Source organism: Rhizobium sp. Root1204, from assembly GCF_001424965.1.
Taxonomy (GTDB): Bacteria; Pseudomonadota; Alphaproteobacteria; order Rhizobiales; family Rhizobiaceae; genus Pararhizobium.
In genome coordinates this window covers 172243-197384 of sequence record NZ_LMCZ01000005.1, presented here as the reverse complement: position 1 = coordinate 197384, position 25142 = coordinate 172243, and the positions used below count along the sequence as shown (strand labels likewise).

23 protein-coding genes are annotated in these 25142 nt (G+C 59.4%); 6 read left to right on the top strand and 17 right to left on the bottom strand.

Going from position 1 to position 25142, the window contains the following annotated elements; translation table 11 throughout:
• Positions 1 to 66 precede the first annotated feature (66 nt).
• The 3 genes from ASC96_RS07415 to ASC96_RS07405 are packed head-to-tail and all read right to left on the bottom strand — an operon-like array spanning position 67 to position 2741.
• Positions 67 to 1293, bottom strand: coding sequence for an FAD-dependent oxidoreductase (locus ASC96_RS07415; protein WP_060502399.1), 1227 nt, complete (start codon positions 1291 to 1293; stop codon positions 67 to 69).
• An 11-nt stretch (positions 1294 to 1304) separates the two neighbouring features.
• Positions 1305 to 1619, bottom strand: coding sequence for a MocE family 2Fe-2S type ferredoxin (locus ASC96_RS07410; protein WP_060502449.1), 315 nt, complete (start codon positions 1617 to 1619; stop codon positions 1305 to 1307).
• Between the two features lie 36 nt (positions 1620 to 1655).
• Complete coding sequence (locus ASC96_RS07405; protein ID WP_060502398.1) at positions 1656 to 2741, bottom strand: fatty acid desaturase family protein; 1086 nt, start codon at positions 2739 to 2741, stop codon at positions 1656 to 1658.
• Between the two features lie 145 nt (positions 2742 to 2886).
• On the opposite strand from ASC96_RS07405, the gene ASC96_RS07400 reads away from it, so the two are divergent.
• The 6 genes from ASC96_RS07400 (at position 2887) to ASC96_RS07375 (ending at position 9997) form a co-directional block, all read left to right on the top strand.
• The gene (locus tag ASC96_RS07400) at positions 2887 to 3918 is read left to right on the top strand and encodes a LacI family DNA-binding transcriptional regulator (RefSeq protein WP_060502397.1); all 1032 of its coding nucleotides are present in this window, start codon (positions 2887 to 2889) and stop codon (positions 3916 to 3918) included.
• 175 nt (positions 3919 to 4093) lie between these two features.
• On the top strand, positions 4094 to 4906 hold the full coding sequence (locus ASC96_RS07395) for a TIM barrel protein (protein ID WP_060502396.1): 813 nt from the start codon (positions 4094 to 4096) through the stop codon (positions 4904 to 4906).
• Between the two features lie 236 nt (positions 4907 to 5142).
• On the top strand, positions 5143 to 6072 hold the full coding sequence (locus ASC96_RS07390) for a sugar ABC transporter substrate-binding protein (protein WP_037103482.1): 930 nt from the start codon (positions 5143 to 5145) through the stop codon (positions 6070 to 6072).
• A gap of 148 nt (positions 6073 to 6220) precedes the next feature.
• Positions 6221 to 7759 (top strand): sugar ABC transporter ATP-binding protein, encoded by a 1539-nt coding sequence (locus ASC96_RS07385; RefSeq protein ID WP_060502395.1) that lies wholly within the window; start codon positions 6221 to 6223, stop codon positions 7757 to 7759.
• A gap of 39 nt (positions 7760 to 7798) precedes the next feature.
• A complete protein-coding gene (locus tag ASC96_RS07380; protein ID WP_060502394.1) occupies positions 7799 to 8824 on the top strand; it encodes an ABC transporter permease in 1026 nt (341 codons plus the stop codon).
• Positions 8825 to 8857: 33 nt separating this feature from the next.
• Positions 8858 to 9997: a Gfo/Idh/MocA family oxidoreductase gene (locus ASC96_RS07375; RefSeq protein ID WP_060502393.1), complete on the top strand. Its 1140-nt coding sequence runs from the start codon at positions 8858 to 8860 to the stop codon at positions 9995 to 9997.
• Between the two features lie 214 nt (positions 9998 to 10211).
• On the opposite strand, the gene ASC96_RS07370 is transcribed toward ASC96_RS07375, so the two are convergent.
• The 14 genes from ASC96_RS07370 to ASC96_RS07305 form a co-directional block, all read right to left on the bottom strand.
• Positions 10212 to 11321, bottom strand: coding sequence for an S-(hydroxymethyl)glutathione dehydrogenase/class III alcohol dehydrogenase (locus ASC96_RS07370; protein WP_060502392.1), 1110 nt, complete (start codon positions 11319 to 11321; stop codon positions 10212 to 10214).
• Positions 11322 to 11332: 11 nt separating this feature from the next.
• Positions 11333 to 12226, bottom strand: coding sequence for a sugar phosphate isomerase/epimerase (locus ASC96_RS07365; protein WP_244481931.1), 894 nt, complete (start codon positions 12224 to 12226; stop codon positions 11333 to 11335).
• Positions 12223 to 13428: an FAD-dependent oxidoreductase gene (locus ASC96_RS07360; RefSeq protein ID WP_060502390.1), complete on the bottom strand. Its 1206-nt coding sequence runs from the start codon at positions 13426 to 13428 to the stop codon at positions 12223 to 12225. Before ASC96_RS07360 ends, ASC96_RS07365 begins: the two co-directional genes overlap by 4 nt.
• 52 nt (positions 13429 to 13480) lie before the next feature.
• Positions 13481 to 14425 (bottom strand): substrate-binding domain-containing protein, encoded by a 945-nt coding sequence (locus ASC96_RS07355; RefSeq protein ID WP_060502389.1) that lies wholly within the window; start codon positions 14423 to 14425, stop codon positions 13481 to 13483.
• Positions 14426 to 14496: 71 nt separating this feature from the next.
• Positions 14497 to 14808, bottom strand: coding sequence for a MocE family 2Fe-2S type ferredoxin (locus ASC96_RS07350; RefSeq protein WP_060502388.1), 312 nt, complete (start codon positions 14806 to 14808; stop codon positions 14497 to 14499).
• The gene (locus ASC96_RS07345) at positions 14805 to 15839 is read right to left on the bottom strand and encodes a sterol desaturase family protein (protein ID WP_060502387.1); all 1035 of its coding nucleotides are present in this window, start codon (positions 15837 to 15839) and stop codon (positions 14805 to 14807) included. Before ASC96_RS07345 ends, ASC96_RS07350 begins: the two co-directional genes overlap by 4 nt.
• A 168-nt stretch (positions 15840 to 16007) precedes the next feature.
• On the bottom strand, positions 16008 to 17009 hold the full coding sequence (locus tag ASC96_RS07340; RefSeq protein ID WP_060502386.1) for a LacI family DNA-binding transcriptional regulator: 1002 nt from the start codon (positions 17007 to 17009) through the stop codon (positions 16008 to 16010).
• 229 nt (positions 17010 to 17238) lie between these two features.
• On the bottom strand, positions 17239 to 17931 hold the full coding sequence (locus tag ASC96_RS07335) for a gamma-glutamyl-gamma-aminobutyrate hydrolase family protein (RefSeq protein ID WP_060502385.1): 693 nt from the start codon (positions 17929 to 17931) through the stop codon (positions 17239 to 17241).
• Between the two features lie 65 nt (positions 17932 to 17996).
• A complete protein-coding gene (locus tag ASC96_RS07330; protein WP_060502384.1) occupies positions 17997 to 18959 on the bottom strand; it encodes an ATP-binding cassette domain-containing protein in 963 nt (320 codons plus the stop codon).
• Positions 18956 to 19867 (bottom strand): ABC transporter ATP-binding protein, encoded by a 912-nt coding sequence (locus ASC96_RS07325; RefSeq protein ID WP_060502383.1) that lies wholly within the window; start codon positions 19865 to 19867, stop codon positions 18956 to 18958. Before ASC96_RS07325 ends, ASC96_RS07330 begins: the two co-directional genes overlap by 4 nt.
• Positions 19864 to 20685 (bottom strand): ABC transporter permease, encoded by an 822-nt coding sequence (locus tag ASC96_RS07320; protein ID WP_060502382.1) that lies wholly within the window; start codon positions 20683 to 20685, stop codon positions 19864 to 19866. The genes ASC96_RS07325 and ASC96_RS07320 overlap by 4 nt, the downstream gene beginning before the upstream one ends.
• 5 nt (positions 20686 to 20690) lie before the next feature.
• Positions 20691 to 21626: an ABC transporter permease gene (locus ASC96_RS07315; RefSeq protein WP_060502381.1), complete on the bottom strand. Its 936-nt coding sequence runs from the start codon at positions 21624 to 21626 to the stop codon at positions 20691 to 20693.
• Between the two features lie 91 nt (positions 21627 to 21717).
• Positions 21718 to 23307, bottom strand: a complete 1590-nt coding sequence (locus ASC96_RS07310) for an ABC transporter substrate-binding protein (protein WP_060502380.1) — start codon at positions 23305 to 23307, stop codon at positions 21718 to 21720.
• A gap of 59 nt (positions 23308 to 23366) precedes the next feature.
• Positions 23367 to 24992 (bottom strand): amidohydrolase, encoded by a 1626-nt coding sequence (locus tag ASC96_RS07305; protein ID WP_060502379.1) that lies wholly within the window; start codon positions 24990 to 24992, stop codon positions 23367 to 23369.
• Positions 24993 to 25142: the final 150 nt, after the last annotated feature.

Genomic DNA, 25142 nt, shown 5'->3' with positions numbered 1-25142 from the left:
TGTTTCTCCATTGCCACGCGCGATAAAGACGCTGCCGTGGCTCGTTTATGTTGCTATGTGCTGCGCTTAAGCCGTCAGCAGTGTCTTCAGTTTGATCGCCGGCGTAGCAAGTGCTGCTGGATCAGGATGGATCCCGGCCGCAATCATCATCTCGGCCAAGCGGATATCGCGGGCGACGGCGTTGCCGGGACCGATGCCGCTGGCGGCGATCAGGCGGCCACCGGCGTCGAGATGGAAGAGGATGAAGGCGCCATCGGCGACCTCGCGCCGGACAGTCTGCGCCGCCCCATCTGCAATGCCAGCGATCTGCAATGTCAGGTCGTATTGATCCGACCAGAACCACGGGACTGCGGTGATAGCTTCGTCTGCACCCAGGAGATTGGCGGCAGCAAGCTGGCCCTGTTCCTGCGCGTTGCGCCAGGCCTCCAGCCGCAGCCGGCGTCCTGCGTAATGCGCCAGCGGGAAAGAACAACAATCACCGGCAGCAAAGATGTCCGGTGCGGATGTTCTCAAATGGGTATCGACGGCGATACCGTTGTCGATTGCAAGCCCGGCATCGCGGGCAAGTTCAACATTCGGTATGGCCCCGATCCCGACGACAATCAGGTCGGCATCAAGCGCGCCGCCATCCTCGAAAAGAACGCTTACGCCCTCCCGGCTTTCCTGCAAGCTCCGGATTTTTGCGCCGCAGTGAATCTCTACACCCTCCGCCTTATGCCGTTCCGCAACCACGGCGGCCAGCTCTTCAGGGACGCCGCGGCTGAGGATACGGGGCAGACCTTCGACCAGCGTCACGCGGGCGCCCAGTTTGCGCGCGGCCGCAGCCAATTCCAGCCCGATGAATCCACCGCCGATGATCGCGAGATGCCTGCCGGGCTGAAGCGCGGCGCGGATCGCGACGGCATCGCCATGGGTTCGCAGCGTCCGGATGCGCTGACAGGCACCGGACAGGCCGGGAAATGGCCGCGGCCGCGCGCCGGTCGTCAGAAGCAACTGATCGTAAGGCTGGCTGCGGCCGTCAGACAGCCGCACCACCTTCGCCGCCGGATCGATGCTTTCGGCGCTGATACCAGTCAAAACAGTGATGCCGGCAGCCTCATAACGCTCGGCCTCCGACACCAGTTTCGGGGCGTGGCCTTGCAGCAAGGCATCCTTCGAGAGAGGCGGGCGCTCGTAAGGAAGATGGTCTTCTGCGCCGATAAGCATGATCTTCCCGGCAAAACCCTTTTCCCGCAGGGCAAAGGCAGCCCTTGCGCCGCATTCCCCCGCGCCGATGATGACAATCTGCGTCATGACCCTATCCCTTAGCCCAAGGAAACGAAGACGCTGCCATCCTCGACCTTGACCGGGTAGGTCTTGAGATCGACGCAGACAGGGGCACCCTTGGCTTCGCCGGTCATGTAGCTGAAGCGGCCATTGTGCTTTGGACATTCGATGATGTCGTCCATCACCAGCCCATCGGCGAGATGGACCTTTTCATGCGTGCAGAGCCCGTCGGTCGCAAAGAACCGGTCGTCCGGGCTGCGGTACACCGCAAACGTTTTGCCGTCATGATCGAAGCGGATGACGTCCTCTTCATCAATCTCGTCGGTTGCGCAGACTTCCACCCAATTGCTCATCGTTTCCTCCATCTAGTTCTGTTTTCGGGCACCGCTCTATTCGGCGGCAATTGACTCGGCGTGAAACTCTTCACGGTAGGGCTTCGCGGTCGGCGGCAGTTCGCGTTTGAGAAAGTAATCCTCATTCTTCAACTGCCGCAGAAAGGCCGGGATCATTTCGCGGTAGCCTTCGAGCATGGATCTGTTCGGGGCGGGCAGGTCGTGCTTGATCATGTCATGCAGCTGCGGGAGCGCATGATAGGGCACCATCGGGAACATGTGATGCTCAACATGATAGTTCATGTTCCAATACACAAACCGGCTGAACGGGTTCATGTAGACGCTACGGCTGTTGAGACGATGATCAATGACGTTGTCGGCAAGGCCGCCGTGCTGCAGAAGCCCCGTCAGCACGTGATGCCATGCGCCATAGAGCCGTGGCAGGCCGATCAGTATCAGCGGCAATATCGAGCCGAGGTAAATGGCCATCGCCACCGTGGCGGCATAGATCAGAACCCAGATACGGGCAACACGGATGACGCGCGGCTGCTCCTGTTCGGGAACGAAGGTTTTTTCGGCAGCACTGATAATGCCGGCCGCGTTGCGGACCATATCGATCATTGCGTAGCTGGCATCGAGCAAGCCAAAGAAGTTGAGGACCAGCCGGAACAGGTCCGGCGGGCGCATGACGGCAATTTCCGGATCGCGGCCGACGATGACTGTATCGGTGTGGTGCCGCGTATGGCTCCAGCGCCATGTCACCGGATTACGCATGATCATGAAACAGGCAATCTGATAGACTGCGTCGTTCATCCAGCGCGTCTTGAAGGCGGTACCGTGCCCGCATTCGTGCCAGCGCGAATCCGAGGCCGACCCGTACATCACGCCGTAGATCAGGAAGAACGGCACGCACCACCAGGAGCCCCAGAAATAGGCCCCAAGCGCACCGGTGATAACCATGCTGCCAAGCCAGATTGCCGTGTCGCGGATGGCCGGACCATCCTCGCGCTTCATCAGCTCTTTCATCTGCTTGCGCGGGATGTCGGTGTGATACCATTCCGCGGCTGCCAGTCCGCTGTCGACGGCGGCCTGAGCATCACGCCCGAGGAGGCTGTAATCACGTTTCGTCGCAGTCTTGTCCATTCTGTCCTCCTCCGCTTGCCGCTGGTTCTCGTCCTTGAATGGAGGATAGGTTGACTTTGAATGCAGCTCAATGCAGCCTTGATGTATTCTATCAAAACACATCATTCATCGCATGATTGAATGATGGCTTCCATCAGGAGCGATTATGAGCGGGCGTCCGACCATTACAGATCTTGCCCAGGCCGCGGGCGTCAGCGTCGCGACCGTCGACCGGGTATTGAACGGCCGCCACAAGGTAAGGGAAGAGACGGCGCGGCGGGTCTACGATGCGGCAAAATCGATCGGCTACCATGCTGTCAGCCTGCTGCGGCAGCGGGTTTTCGAGGACCTGCCGCAATACAGGCTCGGCTTTATCCTGCAAAAGCCAAACCAGTACTTCTATCAGTCGATGGCTAAGGAGATCGAGAATGCGGCGTTTTCGGCGCCCGGAGTCCGCATTATCCCGCAGATCGATTTCAACATGAGTGCTACGCCCGCAGCTTTGGTGGAAAAGCTCAAAGCTGTTGCCGCGCGCAACCAGGCCATTGCCCTCGTTAGCCCCGACTATCCCGCGGTCACGGCGGCTATAGAGGAATTGAGGGAAAAAGGCATCCCGGTTTTCTCGCTTCTTTCGGACTTCGCCGCGGGTGCACGAGAGGGTTATGTTGGCCTCAATAATCGCACCGTCGGCCGCACAGCCGCGTGGATGATTGCCAAGGCCGCGAAGAAACCGGGGAAGGTTGCAACTTTCATCGGAAGCCATCGGTTTCATGGTCACGAATTGCGTGAAATCGGTTTCCGCTCGTATTTTCGCGAGAATGCGCCTGATTTCGAGGTTCTCGACACAATGGTCAATCTCGATACGGAGGAGATCACGCACGAGGCAACGATCAACCTCTTGCAGCGCCATCCAGACCTGATCGGGTTCTATGTCTGCGGCGGCGGCATGGAGGGCGCGATCTCGGCCCTTGCCGAAGAAAAGATGGCAGGTAAGCTGCTGGTCGTTGTGAATGAACTGACCCCGGAATCAAGAATGGCGCTGGCTGAAGATCTCGTGACCATGGCAGTCGCAACGCCCGTCGCGCATCTGACCCGGGAATTGGTGGGGCAGATGGTCGCCGCCATTGATCGTGGTATCGGAGGCGTTCCGGGCCAGACATTTTTGCCGTTCGATATTTTCACCCCGGAAAACATCTGAGCAGGCCGCCTTCGAAATGAGAGTATTCTCTCACGCGGTTTTTGTATTCTTTCACCAATGAGAGACAGATAACGGCTTCGGCTTTGACTGTGTCTCAATAAGCTGATGATCCTCACGCGCTCAGGGAGTGGGCTTTCCCCTTCCCGCGAATTCATGTGCAGGAGGAACAGCACCTATGACGACCCTTTCATTCGCGCTCAATCATATGACTGCCCCGGCCTTGTCGCCGGATGCATTTTTTGCTCTGGCAAAATCGCTCGGCATGTCGGCGGTTGAAATCCGCAATGATCTCGACGGCAACGCGATTATCGACGGTACACCGGCTGCCGAAATAAAGGCGCTCGCCGAAAAACATAGCTTGACCATCGTTTCGATCAACGCGCTGCAGCGGTTCAACCAATGGAACGGCGACCGCGCCCGCGAAGCACAGGAACTCATCACTTATGCCCGCGATTGCGGAGCGGAGGCGCTGGTTCTCGTGCCGCTCAACGACGGCAGTGGTCAGGGCGACGGCGAGCGCCAAGCCAACCTGAGACAGGCGTTAACCGCGCTGACGCCAATGCTGGAAGACGCCGGTATCATCGGTCTCGTCGAGCCGCTTGGCTTTGAAATCTGCTCGTTGCGTTCCAAAACCGAAGCCGTAGAGGCTATTCAGGCCGTCTCAGGTGGGAGTCGGTTCAAAATCGTGCATGACACGTTCCACCATCACTTGGCAGGGGAAGAAAAATTCCATCCGGAAATGACCGGTCTGGTTCACATTTCCGGCGTTGCCGATCCCGGCATTTCCGTCAACGGCATGCGCGACCCGCACCGCATTCTTGTGGATGCCAATGACCGCCTGGACAATGCCGGCCAAATCCGGACGCTGCGAGAAAGCGGCTATGCCGGGCCATTTTCTTTCGAGCCCTTTTCGCCCGATGTGCATCAATCAGCCGATATCAGAGCGGCGATCCGCGAAAGCATGGCATTTCTTGAAGCCACGGCCTGACGGAACGGGCGTTCCATCCGGCATTTTTGCACGAATGTCAGTTGGAACGCCCTTGACGATGGAATTATAAAATGGAATAGTTGTTCCGTATTAACAAACTGTCGGTTTGTTTATTCTGTTTTGACGCAGAGCTGCCCGGGAGAGGCGGCCTACGGGAATTGGGTGCCACCGCGAATGGGGTGCCTCCGGCTTGTGGAGGGTGGTCGCCGGTCACCGTTTTGTGGAGGAACTACAACATGAAGAAAATGATTATGGGCGCAGCCTTGGCTGCGATGATGTCGACTGCGGCACATGCCGAAACTGTTGGTGTTTCGATGGCGCTGTTCGACGACAACTTCCTGACCGTTCTGCGCAACGGCATGCAGGATTATGCCAAGACGCTCGACGGCGTCACGCTGCAGGTTGAAGACGCGCAGAACGACGTTGCCAAGCAGCAGAGCCAGATCCAGAACTTCATCGCAGCCGGCGTCGATGCCATCGTTGTCAACCCGGTCGACACCGACGCGACTGCCGCCATGTCAAAGATCGCAGCCGATGCCGGCATTCCGCTGGTTTACGTCAACCGCGAGCCGATCAACATCGACACGCTCCCGGAAAAGCAGGCTTTCGTTGCATCCAATGAAGCTGAATCCGGCACGCTCGAAACCCAGGAAGTCTGCAAGCTGCTCGGCGGCAAGGGCAAGGCCGTCGTCATGATGGGCGAGCTTTCAAACCAGGCGGCCCGCATGCGCACCAAGGACGTCCATGACGTTCTCGCCACCGACGCCTGCAAGGGCATCACCATCGTTGAAGAGCAGACCGCCAACTGGTCGCGTACGCAGGGTGCAGACTTGATGACCAACTGGCTTTCTGCCGGTTTGGAATTTGACGCCGTCATCGCCAACAACGACGAAATGGCCATTGGCGCGATTCAGGCACTGAAGGCTGCCGGCCGGCCGATGGACAAGGTCGTGATCGGCGGCGTTGATGCGACGCAGGATGCGCTTGCCGCCATGGCAGCCGGTGATCTGGATGTCACCGTGTTCCAGAACGCTGCTGGCCAGGGCAAGGGCGCGCTCGATGCGGCTCTGAAGTTTGCGCGGGGCGAAACGGTCGAAAAGAAGGTCTACATTCCTTTCGAATTGGTAACGCCGGCCAACCTCAAGGACTATCAGGCAAAGAACTGAACCTGAACACCGGGGCGCGCTCATCCGCGCCCCGGATTGCCCGGTTTCGTTGACGTTGGTGCGATGCGCCTCCAGCGGACCGTGAGGTGACCTTGCTGCCTGAGGGCGCAGGTCCCAGCCAAACAGGCGACAGGGAGGCATCATTAAAATGGTCAGTCCGACAACAATGGCAGCCGTACGCGCCAGTGGCGCCGTACCAAAAGCCGAATATCTGCTTGCAGTCGAAGGGGTGCGCAAGGAATTTCCCGGCGTTGTGGCCCTGGATGACGTATCGTTCCGTCTGAAGCGCGGCACCGTGCATGCGCTGATGGGTGAAAACGGCGCCGGCAAATCGACGCTGATGAAAATCCTTGCCGGCATCTATACGCCCGACAAGGGCGAAGTTAAATTCAAGGGCGTCGATATCCGGCTGAAATCGCCGCTGGATGCGCTCGAAAACGGCATCGCCATGATCCATCAGGAACTGAACCTGATGCCATTCATGACCGTAGCAGAGAATATCTGGATCCGGCGCGAGCCGCTCACCCGGCTCGGGTTCGTCGATCATGGCGAAATGAACCGCAAGACCGCAGACCTCTTCAAGCGTCTGAACATTGCCCTCGATCCGCAGGCGGAAGTACGCGATCTTTCCATCGCCAATCGCCAGATGGTCGAGATCGCCAAGGCGGTATCCTACGAATCCGACGTGTTGATCATGGATGAGCCGACCTCGGCGCTGACCGAGCGCGAAGTCGCCCACCTCTTCACCATCATCCGTGATCTGCGCAGCCAGGGCATCGGCATCGTCTACATCACCCACAAGATGAACGAGCTGTTCGAGATCGCCGACGAGTTCTCGGTGTTCCGCGACGGCAAATATATCGGCACACATGCCTCTACCGACGTGACCCGCGACGATATCATCAAGATGATGGTCGGCCGCGAGATCACCCAGATGTTCCCGAAGGAAGAAGTACCGATCGGCGACGTCGTTCTGTCGGTGAAAGACCTCTGTCTGAAAGACGTCTTCCACGATGTTTCGTTCGATGTGCGCGCCGGCGAAATCCTTGGCGTTGCCGGCCTTGTCGGTTCCGGCCGCTCGAATGTGGCCGAAACTTTGTTCGGCGTCACGCCAGCAAGCTCGGGATCGATCGCAATCAACGGCAAGCCTGTCACGATCGGTTCGCCGACAGAGGCGATCCGCAACCGGATGGCTTTCCTGACCGAAGACCGCAAGGATACCGGCTGCCTGCTTATCTTGGATATCCTGGAAAACATGCAGATCGCGGTGCTGCAAGACAAGTTCGTCAAGATGGGCTTCGTCGATCAGAAGGCCGTGTCGGCAAAATGCGAGGAGATGGCCCGCAAGCTGCGGGTGAAAACACCAAACCTGCAGGAGCGTATCGAAAACCTCTCAGGCGGCAACCAGCAGAAGGCGCTGATCGGCCGCTGGCTGTTGACCAACCCGCGCATCCTGATCCTCGACGAGCCGACACGCGGCATCGATGTCGGCGCCAAGGCGGAAATCCACCGTCTGGTGACAGAACTCGCCCGCGACGGCGTCGCCGTCATCATGATCTCGTCGGAAATGCCGGAGGTTCTGGGCATGAGCGACCGCGTCATGGTGATGCACGAAGGCCGGGTCACGGGTTTCCTCGACCGGGCGGAAGCGACCCAGGTCAAGGTCATGGAACTTGCAGCGCAGTGATGGCGCGCTTTTAAAAAATACCATCCGGGAGGACAGGACATGAGCACCAAGATAGAAGCCTCGGCCGCCACGGCGGTGCCAAGCGCGAGCAAGCGGCGCATCCCGCCGGAATTCAACATTTTCCTGGTTCTGGTCGGCATTGCGTTGGTCTACGAGATCCTCGGCTGGATCTTCATCGGCCAAAGCTTCCTGATGAACTCGCAGCGCCTGACGATCATGATCCTGCAGGTGGCCGTTATCGGTATCATTGCAGTCGGCGTCACGCAGGTGATCATCACCGGCGGCATTGACCTTTCCTCCGGCTCGGTGGTCGGCGTCACGGCGATGATTGCCGCTAGCGTGGCGCAGGCATCGACATGGCCTCGTGCACTCTATCCTGCATTGACCGACCTTCCGGCCATCGTCCCGATCGGCCTTGGGCTCTGTATCGGCCTGCTTGCGGGTCTGATCAACGGCTGGCTGATCGCCAAGACGAAGATTCCGCCGTTCATTGCGACCTTGGGCATGATGGTCTCCGCACGTGGCCTGTCGAAATGGTACACCAAGGGGCAGCCGGTTTCCGGCCTGACCGACCAGTTCAACTTCATCGGCACGGGCATCTGGCCGGTCATCGTCTTCCTTGTCGTCGCCCTCATCTTCCATATCGCCCTTCGCTACACCCGCTATGGCAAGTTCACCTATGCGATCGGCGCCAATGTTCAGGCCGCCCGCGTCTCCGGCATCAATGTCGAGGCACATCTGATCAAGGTCTATGCCATCGCCGGCATGCTGGCTGGTCTCGCCGGTGTCGTCACCGCTGCCCGTGCGCAAACGGCACAGGCCGGCATGGGTGTCATGTACGAACTGGATGCGATCGCCGCCACAGTCATCGGCGGCACATCGCTTGCCGGTGGCGTCGGACGGATCACCGGCACGGTCATCGGCACGGTCATCCTCGGTGTGATGACCTCCGGCTTCACGTTCCTGCGGGTGGACGCCTACTACCAGGAAATCGTCAAAGGCATGATCATCGTCGCAGCCGTCGTGGTCGATGTTTACAGACAGAAGAAGCGCAAGACAGTCTGACGGACTGCAGGATAGCTGGCGAGGATAAGTGTCATGAAACCATTGGGCGTCGGCTTGATCGGTACGGGATATATGGGCAAGTGCCATGCACTGGCCTGGAATGCGGTAAAAGCGGTCTTCGGCGATGTGCCTCGTCCACGGCTGGTGCATCTGGCAGAAGCCAATGCCGAACTTGCCACCGCGCGCGCCGATGAGTTCGGCTTTGAAAAGGCAACGGCTAACTGGCGCCGGCTTATCGACGATCCGGATGTCGATGTCGTCTCCGTCACCACCCCGAACCAGTTCCATGCCGAGATGGCCATTGCGGCCCTCGGAGCCGGCAAACATGTCTGGTGCGAAAAGCCGATGTCGCCGACATTTCCGGATGCGCAACGCATGCTGAAAGCCGTCGAGGCTTCCGGCAAAATTGCAATCATGGGCTACAACTATATCCAGAATCCCATCCTTCGGCATATGAAGACACTGATCGAGGATGGCGCGATCGGTGCCGTCAACCACGTCCGTGTCGAGATGGACGAGGATTTCATGGCTGATCCCGAAGCGCCCTTCTACTGGAAAAGCGAACGGTCGGCAGGCTATGGTGCGCTGGACGATTTCGCGGTGCATCCTCTCTCGCTGCTCTGGTATCTTTTCGGCCATGTCCGTTCGGTCGTTACCGACATGGCGAAGCCCTATGCCGACCGTCCCTTGAAGGATGGTGGCCGCAGGGCGGTGGAAAACCACGATGGCGCCAGTATCCTGATGCGGCTCGAGCACGGCATCTCGGCCGTACTGATGGCAAACCGCGCCGCGTGGGGCCGCAAAGGCCGTATCGCTCTGCAGATTTACGGCTCCAAGGGTTCTATACTCTACGATCAGGAGCGCATGAACGAGTTCGAACTCTACCAGACCGGCGGCAACACCACCGAACAGGGCTTTCGCCGGGTCCTGACTGCGCCTTCCCATGCACCCTATGGCCAATTCATCCCGGCACCCGGCCATGGTCTCGGTTTCAATGACCTGAAGATCATCGAGTGCCACGAACTGATCCGCGCGATCGCGGGTGAGCCTTTTTCAGCGATCGATTTCAAACAGGGCTTGCGTATCGAGAAGACCGTCCATGCCATGGCACGATCGTTTGATGAGAAGGCCTGGATCGAGGTCGACAAGGTAGAAATCGGCGCTTCGCTGTAGGAAGAGATGCGCGTCATTCTTCGGTAGCGTGCTGACACCAGATCGCCGGCTTGCCTTTGCTGAGGCCTGAAACTGCGGACGGTCTGTGTGATGGCTTTCCAGTGCCGGGTGGATAGTTGGGAGAGGCGGCCGCAGCCAGCTCTCCCTCGGCCACCACGTTTGGAGGGTGATAGTGGCCAGTCGCTTTGTGAGGGAAAGGAACGGTGAACCGTGATCAATAATGGATCACGGACCGAATAGATTTTCCCTCATGCATCAGATCGAAAGCGTCATTGATGGCATCGAGGCCCATGGTATGGGTCACGAAGGCTGCCAGCTCTATGTCTCCGTTCATTGCGTCTTCCACCATTGAGGGCAGCTGGGTGCGGCCTTTAACCCCGCCAAATGCGGTGCCTTTCCAAGTGCGTCCGGTCACAAGCTGAAAGGGCCGGGTGGAGATTTCCTGGCCAGCGCCCGCAACACCGACAACGACCGACTGCCCCCAGCCCCGGTGAGCGCATTCCAGGGCTGCACGCATGACGCTGACATTGCCGATGCATTCAAAGGAATGATCGACACCCCATCCGGTCATCTCGACAATGACGTCCTGAATAGGTTTTTCATGGTCTTTCGGATTGATGCACTCCGTGGCGCCAAAGCTTCCGGCAAGCTCGAATTTCGAAGGGTTGGTATCAATGGCAATGATGCGTCCTGCCTGCGCCTGCCTTGCGCCTTGGATGACGGCAAGGCCGATGCCGCCCAGACCGAACACGGCAACGCTATCCCCCTTTTGCACTTTGGCAGTGTTGTGGACGGCGCCGATGCCGGTAGTGACGCCGCAACCTAACAGGCAGACGTGCTCGGGATTGGCTTCAGGATTGATCTTTGCCAGGGAGACCTCGGCAACCACGGTGTATTCGCTAAACGTCGAGCAGCCCATGTAGTGATAAATCGGCTGACCTTTATAGGAAAAGCGCGTGGTGCCATCCGGCATCAATCCCTTGCCCTGGGTCGCCCGCACCGCGACGCAGAGATTGGTTTTGCCCGATCTGCAAAACAGACATTCGCGGCATTCGGCCGTATAGAGCGGAATGACGTGGTCTCCGGGCTGAACGCTGGTGACCCCATCCCCGATTTCCACGACGATACCGGCACCTTCATGCCCGAGAACGACCGGAAAAATGCCTTCAGGGTCGGCTCCCGAGAGCGTGAAAGCATCGGTGTGGCAGACCCCTGTATGGGTAATCCTGACCAGAACCTCCCCTTTCTGCGGCGGAGCGACATCCAGTTCGACGATTTCCAGGGGCTTGCCCGGAGCGAAAGCGACGGCAGCACGTGATTTCATAGTATTCCTCATTATCCCTTAGGGGCGGAGACCCAAAGATCTCCGCAAGCCGTTTCGCGTGGTGTTTCAGGGGAAGCCGTTGCCGCCCAAAGCTCGCGGATCATATCCTTGAGCTGGAGCGCCTCAGACCATCTGTCGGTGGTATCGTTGCCGTCGCGGCCTGTGATCGCATAGGGCTTCGGCCCAAGTTCACAGGTAAAGACCAGTTCTGCGTTGTCGGCGGAACGGGAGCGCCAGCTCCGGAAACCTTCCTGCCACCAGGCAAGGAAGAGATCGACCCAGGGGCGGTGATGTGGAAACGACAGCTCGATCTGGACCTGTTCGCGTGATGCGACCCTGCCGTGAAATGCCTGGGCATTCTGGAGAATACGGCTGATCAGAGCGTGATTTTCCGCATTGACCGGAAATGCGAACTCCCGCCCCACCAGGAAATGCGACAGGTCTGCCAGCAGCGGGAATTCGGGGCGCTGATCCAGCAAATCAAGCGTGAAGAAGAGATCGGCGGTCATTCGATCGCGATGTGTTTCGATGAACACCGGGATGCCGGCAACGGCTGCAAGCTGCATCCAGCCGTCAAGCAAGGGTAGGCAGTCCTCAACCCTGCGCAGACGAATATCCGGCTGCAGGTTGAGGTGGCTGACCGGGTAATCCGCCGCAAGCTCCAACGGCAGCATCAGGTCTTCGACTGTCCGGGGAAAGCACACCCCTTCGATTTTGAGGCCGGTGCCTTCGATCGCCTGGTTGAGACGGGCAACATCCTGACGGTTTGTATAGTGGGCGCTGACGCCGTCGAAACCAGCCTCGATGATCATGGCAATATTGTCTTCGAGGTCTCGCTCGAAGCCGTCGGTATGGCGCCGCTCCATCGCCCATAACGACTGGAAAATATGTAGATTCTGCATCACGCCGCCTTCGCATTTTTAAGCAGCGCCTTCAAATTGACGCCCGGGTCGGCCAGAACGGCGGGATCGGGGCGCACACTCGCCGCAATCAGCATCTCCGAGAGCTTCATGTCCTTGGCAAGACTGTTCCCAACGCCCAGACTAGCGGCGGCCACCAGGCGTCCGTCATCGAGATAAAACGCAAGCTCGCCGGTTGGCAGCGCGCGCATCACGCACTGATGGTCTGGCTGCGGCAGCCCGGCAACCTGCAGGACGAGATCATATTGATCGGACCAGAACCAGGGGATCGCTGCAAAAGGCTCAACGGCTCCTGCCATGTTGCGAGCAGCCGTCTCGGCTTGCGCCCGGGCATTGCGCCAGCTCTCAAAGCGGACATGGCCACCACCATATTGCTCGACAGCCACGCAATCACCGGCCGCGAATATATCTGGATCACTCGTCCGGAGAAAAGCGTCCGTCAGTATGCCGTTGCCAGTCGCAAGGCCCGCGGCTTCAGCCAGGGCAATCTCAGGCTGAACACCAATGGCCGCGACAACGACGTCCGCAGGTACCGAAGTACCGTCGGCCAGGAGAACCGTGTTGTGGCGGATTTCGGAAACGCCTTGGCCGAGATGGAAGTGGACGCCTTCCTCACTGTGCCGGCTATGCAATCGTGCAGCAAAGTGCGAGGGCACTGCCCGGCCGAGTGGCTTTGGAGCAGCCTCGATAACGCTGACAGCAAGCCCTTTGCCACGCAGCACGGCCGCCAGCTCCATGCCGATCAGACCGCCACCAATGATCGCGACGCTGCGGCTGGTATCCACGCCGGAGAGCACGGCCTTCGCATCATCATACGTTCGAAAGTCAAGCGCGCGCTCAGCGCCCTTGCACGCGAGTTTTCGTGGACGCGCGCCTGTCGCAAGAAGCAGTTTATCGTAGGCCAGTGCTCGCCCATCACTCAGAGTGACGGCCCGCCGGCCGGCATCCAGGGCGGTTGCTCCGACGCCATGAAGGTAGGTAACGCCCGCGTCGAGCAGAGCTTGGCTGGAACACAGCGCCTTCATCGTTACAGCGCCGTTTTCAGGCTTTGACAGCGGTGGGCGCTCGTAAGGCAGATGGGGTTCAACGCCAACCAGCGTGACCGTACCGGCATAGCCAGCTTCCCGAAGCGCAAAAGCCGCTCTGGTGCCCGATTCCCCTGCCCCGACAATAACGATAGCGTCCACGGTGGTCCTCCAGAATGGACTGGCACATAGGTTTATGTGCCAGTCATCGCGATCAATTGCGCTTGGCGTAGTCTTTCATGTTCTCGGGCGTGACCAGTTCGAAGGGAACCATGACCTGTTTTTCGACAGGTTTTCCGCCCGCGAGCGCGACCGCCGCATCGATGGCGCTTGCGGATTGAGCCTTGGCGTTCTGGAAGACCGTGGCATCCAGGTCACCGGCCGCCATGGCAGCCAGAGCGTCCTGTGTCGCATCGATGCCAATGACGATCACATCATCCATCGAAACCCCTGCAGACTTCAGCGCCTGAATTGCGCCCAAGGCCATTTCGTCATTGTTGGCGTAGACCACATCGATCGGCTGGCCGGCCGTGATCCAGTTGGTGGTCATGTCCATCGCATTGGTCCGGGTCCATGCGGCCGACTGTTCGTCGGCTATCGTCACGCCCTTACAGTCGCCGGCAGCCAGCGTGTCCTTGAAAGACGACGTGCGGTCACGCGACGCCTGATGGGCGAGATCGCCCATCAGGATGTAGACCTGCGCGTTGCTGTCTTTGCCCGTCTTCTTCAAAAGGTCGCATGCGGCCTGGGCGGCCTGCGTTCCCGCATCCGTTTCCCGTGATCCGAAATAGGCTTGCTTGTCGGGAAGCTGCCCGACATTGCCAGGCTCAAGATTGAGGTAAACCAGCGGAATGTTGGCCTTTTGCGCCGCCTGGGTGATGCCCGGCGCTGCCGAAGCATCAGCCAAGGTGAGAATGATAGCGTCGACGCCTGCAGCGATGAAGTTGTTGATTTGGCTAAGCTGCCTGGAGATGTCGGTCTGCGCATCCTCGACTTGTACGTCCGTGCCCTTCACCTCCAAGGCCCGGGCCTGCAAGCCTTCACGCAACAGTGTCTGGAAGTTGTTGTCGAAGCTCTGCATGGAAACGCCGATCATTTCGGCCGAGGCGGTACCCGCCATCAAGGAGACAGCAAGAGCCGCCGCGTAAGCAAATTTCATATTATCCTCCCAATAGGCGCCGGACCGCCCAGTGCATTCCGGAGGCCCGACGGGCCGTTGTTTCGGCGGCCCTAGTTCACGGCCACGCGAACCTCTCCATCGACCACCTCGGCCGGATAGGTTTTCAGATTTTCGCAGGCAGGCAGCCGGATGGCCTCGCCCGTGCGATAATCGAAGGCTCCGGAATGCTTGGGACATTCCACCTCGAAATCCATCACCAGGCCATCGGCAAGGTGGACAGCCTCATGGGTGCACAGACCGGCCGTGCAATAGACACGATCATCCGGTCCACGATAGATCGCGTAGGTGCGTCCACCATGGTCGAAGCGAATGGCGCCTTCCTGTTCGATGTCATCGAGTTGGCATGCGGAAACCCAGCTCATTCTGCAGCCTCCCCGGCGGCTGCACGGGCCTTGCGGGCTGCCAGTTTTTCTTTCCGTTTGCGGTAGCGATCCTGCATCTGAGCCTCGCCTTCTGGCGAGCCGTCGTGCCAGGTGCCAAACCACTTATCGAGCGGGATCAAAGCATCGCCGTAGTTCACTTCGAAGTACTTGTGATGCAGGTAATGCGCATAGGCATGGCTATCGACCAGCTTGTCCTCACCGACTTCGACCTTGTCGAAGCCGACATGGCCGGGAATGGCGCCGAAACCCGCGTAATGCAGCTGGTACAGCATGAGGATGGGGTTGGACGGCAGGATCAAATGGTAAAACGCCGTTCCGAAGTAGAGCAGATGCTCAACCGGGTGCATCGACAGCGACGACCACGGTGACGGATTGACCGAGTTATGGTGGACCGAATGCACCCACTTGTAGAGCAACGGCGTGTGGATCAGCCGGTGCACGCAGAAAAAGTGGAATTCGTGGATGATCGGCACGACGAGTGCGACAAGCGCCAGTGTCCAGGGATTCTCCGCAAAGGCAAGCCAGGGCGCGTACCCGTTGGCATAGGCCCAGAGCATACCAGCCTCGATTGCCGTCCAGATGACAACACCGGACAGAAAGGTGCGCAGAATGTTGTCTTTGTTCTGGTTTTCGAACCAGAACGCCTGGTTTTTCTGTTCGGCGGGGAATTTGCCATTGTATTTAAAGCGGGTTTCCTGGCGTTTCAGCACGTAAAGATGAAGCTCGAACGCGCCGTAGAACAGGAAAACGCAGACAGTGTTGACAGCATAAAGCCAGGCGATCCAGCCAAAGCCGAGCGTCCGCATGGTTTCCATCGGCGGAATGACCCAAGCCCAATAGGCCAATGCCGAGGCCGCAAAGACCACGTTCCAGGGGAAGAAATAATGTGGCAGCCATTTCAGGATTGCCATAATCCGCGTCGGGAACTGGAAGAGCGGCGCATACTGAACCGGCTGCTTCGGCGCCCAGTCGCCACGCTTGTTGCGCGTTCCATACTTAAGGTCGTCCATTACGTTCTCCCTGGGGCGGAGCACGTCTGACGTGCTCGCACAAAGCTTTGATTGAAGGAGAGCGGACGCTTTCGCCGGCTGTTCAAAGCGAACGTCTAGGCCTTCCTCCCTGCCATTTAGGTAGCAGGAGGACCGCAAAACGCCGAAGGCTTCGTTGATCAGATTAGATCAGAGAGCTTCTGCGGTGATGGTGATGAAACGAATGGGGTTGGGATCCGGCTTAATCTTCGTCAAGCCGATCCGATACAAGATCCAGTCCAGCGCCCGCTGTGCCTGCGCTTCGGGCGCCTGGTCGAGGACCACATCGACGATGCCATTGCGTAAGGCCGTGCGGGTGTAATCCGTGAGTTCGTGAGCGACGAACAAGATCTCGCGGCCTCGCTGATGGCGGCCCAGCACCTTGATTAAGGCGGAGTTCGCGCCGCCTGCATTATACAGGCCGGCAAGATCGGGATATTTCTCAAGAGCGTAGCATAGGGATGCCTCGCTATACTGCTCTTCGTCCCGGCTGAACCCGATCCACTCAAAACTGACGGCGCCACGATGCTCGGCAAAATAGTCAGAAAAACCGCGCATGCGCTCCCGGTGCACCTGATAGATCGGATGGCAGAGCGCAACTACCGGCCCCGCCTGCGTCGTCATCCGGGAGATGAAGTGGGCTGCGGTACGACCGGCTGCGTAGTTATTGATGCCGACAAATTCTCCCCGCGTTTCGGATGCCCGTGTCACCACATGGACCACCGGTGTCCCGCGTTTGACAACGGCATCCACTGCAGCGCCGATGGTGGGGCTGTTGGGCACGGCCAGTATCAAGCCCGCCCGTGGAACGTCAGCAGCCAGGATCCGTTTCGCGATTTCGTCGGGGTTCTTCTCATCCGTAAAGCTGCGTTGAACAACGACCAAAGGATCCAGTGTTGATGCGATGCTTTCAAACTCGTGGGAAAGCCTGCGGTAGAACGTTGTCTCCGGACGGACCATCAGCACTTCAATACGCAGCAGCTTGTGGTGTGCGTCTGGTATCGTGCGTGGATATTTCAGAGTCCGTGCAGCAAGCGTTACCTTTTCAATGAGTTCTGGACGAACGCCGCCACGCCCGTTCAGAACGCGCTCGACTGTCGCTGTCCCAACGCCGGCAAGGCGGGCAATATCCTGATAGTTCGGTCTGCTCATGCGTAATCTGCCGCCCCAACTCCTTCGCCAATCGTATCGGGGATTCCCCAAGCGCTTGGCGCATGAATCAGAGGATATCGTGTTTTTGGTAGTGTGTCTGAGGCGGTTGCAAAACGAAATGCGTTGAACAATGCAAAACGGCCGAGGGGCAGCTCTTTTGTCGGGAACTTTGCCTATCTCACGGCGGCAACGATCCGGACGCCGTCGATATTTATTGGTCCGACACTCCCTAGCTCGCAGCTTTCACAAACGCATCAAATATGCGAGCGCCCGGGTGGTCCGCGGTGTCGAGCCGTTCCGGATGCCACTGCAGGCCCATGGCAAAAGATTGCGATCTCACCTCAATGGCTTCGACAACACCGTCTGGACCGCGGGCGGTAACAACCACGCTGCCGGATATGTCGACGATCGCCTCCCGATGGAAGGTATTGACGTCGAATGTCTCGGCATTGAGAATTTCAGACATTCTGGTGCCACTGGGGATGTGTACGGGATGGAACGTATCGGTCTGGTCATGGTTGAGCGCACCGGGCCACGAGGAATGCACATCCGAAACCATTCGGCAGCCGTTGAGGCACCCAAGCATTTGCATACCATTGCAGATACCGAGCACAGGCTTGTCGCGGCTAAGAAATCCTTCCATGAGCGCCATTTCGACGGCGAGACGCTCGGACGCCGGGTATTGGGACTGGTCGCCTTCGACGTACCATTCCGTCGGAAAGTGGATGCGCCCACCGACGCTCAAGAAGCCATCGAACTCTTCGACCACCTGGCCGATCACGTCATGCTGATATGGAATACCGAACCCAATGGCGCCGGCTCGGCTGATGGCGGAGAAGTAGTTCTTGGAGATCTCATAGCCGTCGCCACCAGAGCTGGTGTTTTCATCCAAGATCACGGCGATTTTCGGTTTGCGGCCCATTCTGTTCCCACCTGTTGTTTATAGCTTACTTCTGGCTGCTCTGGCTTACCGGAGTTGTCATAGCCCTATGCCGAAGCCAGCCGGACTTTATGACTGGCACCGATCTCAACCAGTTCGGAAGGCGCAGGTGCCGTAAAAACATCCGGCGCCGTGCTGCCGTCGGAAATGAAGCTGCGGCCGGCAAATTGCGGCACATCGGAAACACAATCCTGTAATTCGGCCGTGTTCAGTGCCTTCTCCGGATCGGGAATGGCGGCGATCAACCGGCGGGTATATGGATGCGCCGGCGCTTCGAAGATTTCCCGCCATCCGCCTTCTTCCACGATTTGTCCGAAATACATCACCAGCACCCGGTCGCTCATATGCTCGACCACGCTGAGGTCGTGGCTGATCATCAGGTAGGAAAGACCGAGTTTTTCCTGAAGGTCCAGCAACAGGTTGATGATTTGCGCCCGGATCGAGACGTCGAGAGCCGATACCGGCTCGTCGAGCACGACGATCTCCGGTTCGAGGATCAGGGCACGGGCAATGCCGATACGCTGGCGCTGGCCACCGGAAAATTCATGCGGATATCGGTTTGCGTGCTCGGGTGTCAGGCCGACATTCTTGAGCATGACTTCGATGCGGCCGTCGATTTCCGAGCCAGCGGTAAAGCCATGCAAACGCAGCGGTGCCGCAAGCGAGCTGCGTACTGACTGGCGCGGATTGAGCGAGGCGTAGGGGTCTTGAAACACCATCTGTACTGCCTTGGCGCGCTGCATACGTCCCGGCGCGCCAGGGCCGGCGAGAGGCAGGCCACGGTAACGGATCATGCCCTCCGTCGGCTCCTGAAGGCCGAGGATCGAGAGCGCGGTTGTCGACTTTCCGCAGCCGGATTCGCCGACGATCGAGAGGCATTCCCCTTTGGCAAGCGAAAAACTGATGCCGTTGACGGCGTGCAGCATGCGCCGGCCTCTGCCGAGCAGGCCGCCCCCGGAAATCGGAAAACGGACATGCAGGTCGTCCACCTGCAGCAGCGGGGCGGTCATGGCTGGCTCCCCTCTATACCGCGCGGGGCGATGAAGCGGGTCTCGGTCAGCTTCGAGCGGTCGGCAATGATGCTGTCGATATCGACCAGCCGCTGGCGGCCATGCTGACTGCGGCTGCCAAGGCGAGGCAGGGCGCCGAGTAGCCCTTTCGTATAGTCGTGCCGGGGTGTATCGAAGAGCGCCCTCGTCTCGTTCTCCTCGACGAGACAGCCGGCATACATGACGCCGACGCGCTGGCAGATGCTGGCGATGACGCCGAGATCGTGGCTGATGAAGAGTACGGCCGTGCCGCGTTCGGCGCAGAGTTCCTTGATCAGGCGCAGCACTTCGGCCTGTACGGTGACGTCGAGCGCTGTTGTCGGTTCGTCGGCGATCAACAGGTCGGGATTGCAGGCGAGCGCCATGGCGATCATGACACGCTGACGAAGGCCGCCCGACATCTGGTGCGGATAGTTTTTCGCGCGCCGGTCCGGGTTGGGGACACGAACGCTGGCGAGCGCGTCGATCGCAAGCTTCTGGGCTTCGTTCCAACTCTTGTCCTGATGCAGCACAAACATTTCGGCGATCTGCCGGCCGACAGTGGACAGGGGGTTCAGCGCGGTCATCGGTTCCTGGAAGATCATGGCGATACGGTTGCCGCGCAGGCGGCGCATTTCCCGTTTTGGCAAAGTCAGCAGATTCTGCCCCTTGAACAGGATTTCGCCGCTGGAGACGGCCAGCGGCCTCTTCAGCAACCCCATCACGGCAAGCGATGTCACTGACTTGCCGGAGCCGGACTCTCCGACGAGGCCATAGGCCTCGCCGGGCATGATCTGGAAAGAGACACCCTTGAGCAACGGGTGGTGGGCGGAACGGCCGAGTGCCACACCCAGATGCAGGCTTCTGATGTCGAGAAGCGGAGCTGTCATGGCTTGCGCGTCCTCATATGTGGGTCGAGGCTGTCTCGCAGACCGTCGCCGAGAAGGTTGAAACCGAGCACCGACAGGAAAATGGCAAGGCCGGGAAAGATCGCGACCCATGGTGCCAGCTGGATGAGCTGGCGCGCGTCGGTCAACATTGAGCCCCAGCTCGGAAACGGCGGCTGGATGCCGAGGCCGAGGAAGGAAAGGGCTGCTTCCGACAGTACCGCCGACCCCATACCGAGCGTCGCCATAACGAGGATCGGCCCCATCATGTTGGGCAGGATTTGGGTGAACATGATGCGCAGGTCTCCATACCCCAGCGTTTGTGCTGCCTGCACATAGCCTTGCGATTTCAGCGACAGCGTCGAGGAGCGCGCGATGCGGCAAGTCCAGCTCCAGTTGGTGAGGCCGAGTGCGACAAGAAGAGACGGCAGGCCCGGCCCGAGCACCGCCATAACTGCGAGCGCGAAGATCAGTGAGGGAATAGCGAGCATCACGTTGGTGAGGCCGTTTACCAGATCGTCCCACCAGCCGCCCCAATAGCCGGCGGTCATGCCGAGTGTGACGCCGATGATTGAGTTGATCACCTGCGAGACAATGCCGACCGTCAGCGAAATCTGCGCACCGAAGAGAATACGTGTATAGACGTCGCGTCCCTGAGCATCCGTGCCGAACCAGAAGGTAGCGTCAGGCGGCAGTTCGGAACTCATCAGGTCTGCGTCGAGTACCGGGTCGAAGGGCGCGATCCACGGAGCGAGGACACCAGCGAAAATCACCAGTGCCGTCAGGCCGGTGCCGAGCCAGAAATTGAAGCCGAGACGCATTGCCGTCACTCCTGCTTGATGCGTGGGTCGATCGCGGCATAGATCAGATCGACGGCAGTATTGATGACGAGGAACCACAGCACGATGACGAGGATGGTGCCCTGCACCACGGGGATATCGCGGATCGCAACGCTATCGACCAGCAGTGAACCAATGCCAGGCCAGGCAAAAAGCTTTTCAATGACGACGGCCTGGCCGATCAGCGAGCCGAATTGCAGGCCAACCGTCGTGACGATCAGGACCAGCGCATTGCGCGCCACATGCCAGCGCACCACCTTGATTTCGCTCATGCCCTTGGAATGGGCGGTACGGATAAAATCGGCGTTCAGCACATCGAGCACCCCTGCCCGCGTGGTTCGTGCGAGGAGCGCAAGCGGCGTAACGCCGAGCGTGACGGCAGGAAGAATAAGGTTCTGGAACGACCCGTTGCCATAACCGAAGCTCGGCAGCCAGTTCAGCTGCAGGGCAAACAGATACATGGCCAGAAGGCCCAGCCAGAACTGCGGCATGGACAGGCCCGAGACCGCACCGATCATCGTCACTGTATCGAGTATTGAGCCGGGTCTCATTGCGGCGAGAAAACCGAGCGGCACGCCGACGGCAAGGGCAAAGACCATGGCAGCGATCGCCAGTTTCAGCGAAGCCCACATCCGGTCGTTGATGAGGTCGATGACCGGCTGGCGGGTGCGGAAGCTGGTGCCGAGATCGAATTGCGCAAGGTCCGTGACATAGGTCACGAAGCGCTCCATCAACGGCTTGTTCAGCCCAAATTCCTCGATGAGGCGGGCGATCATCTGCGGGTCGGCGGCGCGTTTGCCATCGGCAAACAGGCTGGCGGCAAAGGTGCCAGGCACCACCGAGAAAATGACGAAAATAAGCAGCGCCACCACGACGACGGTGGGTATGATCTGCAGGATACGGCGCAGGGTGAAACGAAGCATGAGCGGTCCCGGTTTGGCCGGCCTTACGGAACGGCAATCGATGCGGAGGTGGCCGTGATGTTTCCACGGCCACCTCCGAACCTCTCAAGGCTTACTGGCGAGCGGGCGCCGTTTCGTCGATCCAGATTTCGTCATAGGGCTGGACCGCCAATTCCGTTGCGTTCGGAACGAGGCCGTGAATCCACGGCTGGTAGGCCATGACCGCCTTGTTGTAGTTGAAGAACCAGACCGGTGCGTCGTCCTGCACGATGTTGTTGGCCTGGCGCAGCAGATCGTTCTGCTTGGCCGGGTCGCGCTCCTGCTGGGCCGCCTCATAGAGCTTGTCGAATTCGGGGCTCGCATAGCTCGTATAGTTGCAGGCCGATTGCTGCGTCTTGGAATGGAAGCAGCGCAGCGCATTCAGCGGGTCGGGACCAGACAGGTTTGACCAGATGAAGGCCTGGAAGGTGTTCGACGTCACGGCGTCGCCAAGTGCGGAGCTTTCGACCGGCTTCGGCTTCACGGTGATGCCGACCTTCTTCAGCATCGGCAGAATCGCCTCGACGATCGGCACGCCCCAGCTTTCGTTGGGGCTCGCCGTCACCTCGAACTCGAACCCGTCGGCATAGCCGGCTTCAGCAAGCAAGGCCTTGGCCTTCTCCGGGTCGAAGGCATAGGCAGCCTTGTCCTTGTCGAAGGCCGGCGAAGAGAGCGGCAGCCAGCCGGAGGCGGGATAGGCCTTGTTCTTGACGAGGCGTTCGATGATCAGCGGTGCGTTGATCGCATAGTTGATCGCCTGACGCACCCGCTTGTCCTTGAAGGGTTCGAATGCCGGGTTGAAACCGATATTGCGGGTATAGACCTCGGCGACTTCGAGCAGGTGATCCTTCAGGCCTTCCTCGCCCTGATAGGCTTGGTACTGCGTCGGGCCAAGGATCGAGACGTCGATTTCCTTGTTGCGGAACGCGACGTCGCGCGCAGCGTCTTCGGCCATCAACACGATGTTGATGCGGTCCAGATAGGGCTTGCCTTCCTCGTAATACTTGTCGAACTTTTCAACGACGACCTGCGAGCCCGGCACATGCTCTTTGAAGACAAAGGCGCCGAGGCCGATGGGGTTCTTGGCGAAGCTTGATTCATCCTCGACATTTGACGGGTAAATGACCGTCGTGTTCTGCATCAGTGGGAAGCCGGGGTTGATCGGGCCGGTGTAGGTGATCTCCAGCGTGTTATCATCGATCTTCTTGAGACCGGAAATTTCGTCCGCCTTGCCGGCGATGAACTCGTCGGCGCCCTTGATGACGGCGATGAAGCTGGCGCCTGGGAACGCATTCTTCGGATTGGCGATGCGCTTGTAGCTGTAGATGAAGTCGTCGGCCGTCAGCGGCTTACCGTTGTGGAACACCGCGTTCTTGCGCAGGTGATAGGTGTGGACCGTGCCATCCTCGGAGACGTCTTCGGAATCCGCCAGTTCGAGCACCGGCTTGTTCTCGATCGAGTTCCAGCTGTAGAGACCGCGGTGGATGGCCTGCGTGATGAATTCTTCCTGCGTGTTGGGGCTCGCCTGCACGTCGAGCGTGGCGAAGCTTGAGCCGTACGGCGCCGTGAAGACGAGTGTTCCGCCGGAACGTTCGCCGGCGGCAAGAGCCCCGGTTGCGACGCTGAGGCTCAGCATTGCGGCGAGTGTCAGTTTTTTCAGCATGTCGTTCTCCCTCTCGTGCCGTTTTCGGCATCGTTTCGATAATTTAGTCCGGCAAGTCTCTATCGCGCATCGTGCACGACGCGGCCTGCAAGCAGGGTCAACAGGCAGCGCGTGCCTGAGAGGATAGTATCCGCAGGGGCCTCCAGAAGGTCATTGTCGAAGACCGCGATGTCGGCCCATTGGCCCGGCACCAGCCTGCCCTTCACGGCCTCGGCTTTCTGCGAATAGGCGCCGAATTCCGTATAGGCCTGAAGCGCCTCCTCGCGGCTCAGTTTTTCGGCATCGTCCATCACCGTCCCCTTGCCGGTCTTACGGGTGATCATGGCATGCAGGTTCGGGAAGGGATCGGGCGAGCAGACCGGCGCGTCGGATCCGGTTGAAGGCTTGAGGCCCATGCGCATCCAGGTGCCGATCTGGTAGGAAGGCTTGCCCCGTTCTTCGCCCAACACGGAAATGTAGCTATCGCCGAAATCGTGGATGAAGGCCATCTGCGGTGCCGGCAGGATGCCGGTCGCCTTCATGCGCGCGTCCTGCTCGGCCGTCGAGAAACCGCAATGTTCGATGCGGTGGCGCCGGTCCGGATCGGGATTGGCGGCCAGCGCCTTCTCGTAGGCGGTGATCAACTGCCCGATCGCGCCGTCGCCAATGGCATGGCAGGCCATCTGGTAGCCGCGGTCATGACAGGATTTGACGATCGCCTCGACTTCGGCATCCGGCAGCATCTGTACGCCTATATTGTCGGGTTCGCCCAGATAGGGTTTCGACATCCAGGCGGTGCGTCCCCCGGCCGAACCATCAAGGAAGATCTTGACCGCACCGACGCGCAGCATGTCGTCACCCGCACCGGAAATAAGGCCGGCCCGCCAGGAGTCCTCAACGATCGAAACACCGGGATCACCAAGCAGCGTCAGCCAGACACGAACCGGCAGGCGGCCGGAAACCTTGGCCATTTCATAGGCCTGAATTTCCGCAAAGCCTGAGAGCTGGCCGACCGCCGCATCCATGCAGCTGGTGATACCGAGCGACAGCAGGTAACGCCCGCCCCGTTCGATACCGTCAACAAGCTCTTCAGTCGTTACCTCGGGCATCGCCGCCTTGATCAGGTTCATGGCATTTTCGGCGAAGAGACCGTTGAGGCGGCCGTCCGTGAGACCGATGACGCCGCCGTCTGGGACCGGCGTCGCCTCGGTGACGCCGGCCAGTTTCAGTGCCTGCGAATTGGCGATGGCCACATGGCCGCAGGCGCGTGTCAGCAGCACCGGGTGGTCGGGGATGGCGCGGTCCAGATCCTCGCGCGTCGGGTGCTGACCGGTATCGAGCTTGACCTGGTCATAACCGCGTGCACGGACCCAACCGCCCTTCGGGGTAGCTGCGGCGCGCTCGGCAAGTGTCGCCATCAAGGCGGCCAGCGTTGGTGCGGCAGCGGGCGTTGCATCCACCCAGCCCATGGTGATGCCGGTGGAGATCAGGTGCAGGTGATTGTCGATGAGGCCGGGGCTGGCAAAGCGACCCTCAAGATCAATGACCTCGGTACGCGGCCCCCTGAGGCTCAACATGTCGGCATCGCTGCCCGTTGCAAGAACCTTACCTTGCCACACGGCAACAGCCTCGCTGATGCCCTCCTCCCGGCCGCGCCAAATGCGGCCATTGTGCACGATAAGATCGGCTTCGATTGCGAATGCCATTCACAGCTCCCCCTGTGGGCACCGGACGAACCGGTACCTATTTCCTCCACACACAACGTGGAAGGTTGTGGCTGACTTGGCCAATTCGGTTTTGGCACCACCCCATGCGAAATCGGCATACCCATTTTGATTGAATGACTTATGATCGTT

Excerpts from the sequence above, each read along its gene's own strand:
- ASC96_RS07375 (WP_060502393.1), top strand. The coding sequence starts at position 8,858 with ATGAAACCATTGGGCGTCGGCTTGATCGGTACGGGATATATGGGCAAG.
- ASC96_RS07405 (WP_060502398.1), bottom strand. The coding sequence starts at position 2,741 with ATGGACAAGACTGCGACGAAACGTGATTACAGCCTCCTCGGGCGTGAT.
- ASC96_RS07355 (WP_060502389.1), bottom strand. The coding sequence starts at position 14,425 with ATGAAATTTGCTTACGCGGCGGCTCTTGCTGTCTCCTTGATGGCGGGT.
- ASC96_RS07380 (WP_060502394.1), top strand. The coding sequence starts at position 7,799 with ATGAGCACCAAGATAGAAGCCTCGGCCGCCACGGCGGTGCCAAGCGCG.
- ASC96_RS07415 (WP_060502399.1), bottom strand. The coding sequence starts at position 1,293 with ATGACGCAGATTGTCATCATCGGCGCGGGGGAATGCGGCGCAAGGGCT.
- ASC96_RS07350 (WP_060502388.1), bottom strand. The coding sequence starts at position 14,808 with ATGAGCTGGGTTTCCGCATGCCAACTCGATGACATCGAACAGGAAGGC.
- ASC96_RS07305 (WP_060502379.1), bottom strand. The coding sequence starts at position 24,992 with ATGGCATTCGCAATCGAAGCCGATCTTATCGTGCACAATGGCCGCATT.
- ASC96_RS07410 (WP_060502449.1), bottom strand. The coding sequence starts at position 1,619 with ATGAGCAATTGGGTGGAAGTCTGCGCAACCGACGAGATTGATGAAGAG.
- ASC96_RS07320 (WP_060502382.1), bottom strand. The coding sequence starts at position 20,685 with ATGCGTCTCGGCTTCAATTTCTGGCTCGGCACCGGCCTGACGGCACTG.
- ASC96_RS07385 (WP_060502395.1), top strand. The coding sequence starts at position 6,221 with ATGGTCAGTCCGACAACAATGGCAGCCGTACGCGCCAGTGGCGCCGTA.
- ASC96_RS07370 (WP_060502392.1), bottom strand. The coding sequence starts at position 11,321 with ATGAAATCACGTGCTGCCGTCGCTTTCGCTCCGGGCAAGCCCCTGGAA.
- ASC96_RS07335 (WP_060502385.1), bottom strand. The coding sequence starts at position 17,931 with ATGGGCCGCAAACCGAAAATCGCCGTGATCTTGGATGAAAACACCAGC.
- ASC96_RS07340 (WP_060502386.1), bottom strand. The coding sequence starts at position 17,009 with ATGAGCAGACCGAACTATCAGGATATTGCCCGCCTTGCCGGCGTTGGG.
- ASC96_RS07345 (WP_060502387.1), bottom strand. The coding sequence starts at position 15,839 with ATGGACGACCTTAAGTATGGAACGCGCAACAAGCGTGGCGACTGGGCG.
- ASC96_RS07395 (WP_060502396.1), top strand. The coding sequence starts at position 4,094 with ATGACGACCCTTTCATTCGCGCTCAATCATATGACTGCCCCGGCCTTG.
- ASC96_RS07315 (WP_060502381.1), bottom strand. The coding sequence starts at position 21,626 with ATGCTTCGTTTCACCCTGCGCCGTATCCTGCAGATCATACCCACCGTC.
- ASC96_RS07325 (WP_060502383.1), bottom strand. The coding sequence starts at position 19,867 with ATGACAGCTCCGCTTCTCGACATCAGAAGCCTGCATCTGGGTGTGGCA.
- ASC96_RS07330 (WP_060502384.1), bottom strand. The coding sequence starts at position 18,959 with ATGACCGCCCCGCTGCTGCAGGTGGACGACCTGCATGTCCGTTTTCCG.
- ASC96_RS07400 (WP_060502397.1), top strand. The coding sequence starts at position 2,887 with ATGAGCGGGCGTCCGACCATTACAGATCTTGCCCAGGCCGCGGGCGTC.
- ASC96_RS07310 (WP_060502380.1), bottom strand. The coding sequence starts at position 23,307 with ATGCTGAAAAAACTGACACTCGCCGCAATGCTGAGCCTCAGCGTCGCA.
- ASC96_RS07390 (WP_037103482.1), top strand. The coding sequence starts at position 5,143 with ATGAAGAAAATGATTATGGGCGCAGCCTTGGCTGCGATGATGTCGACT.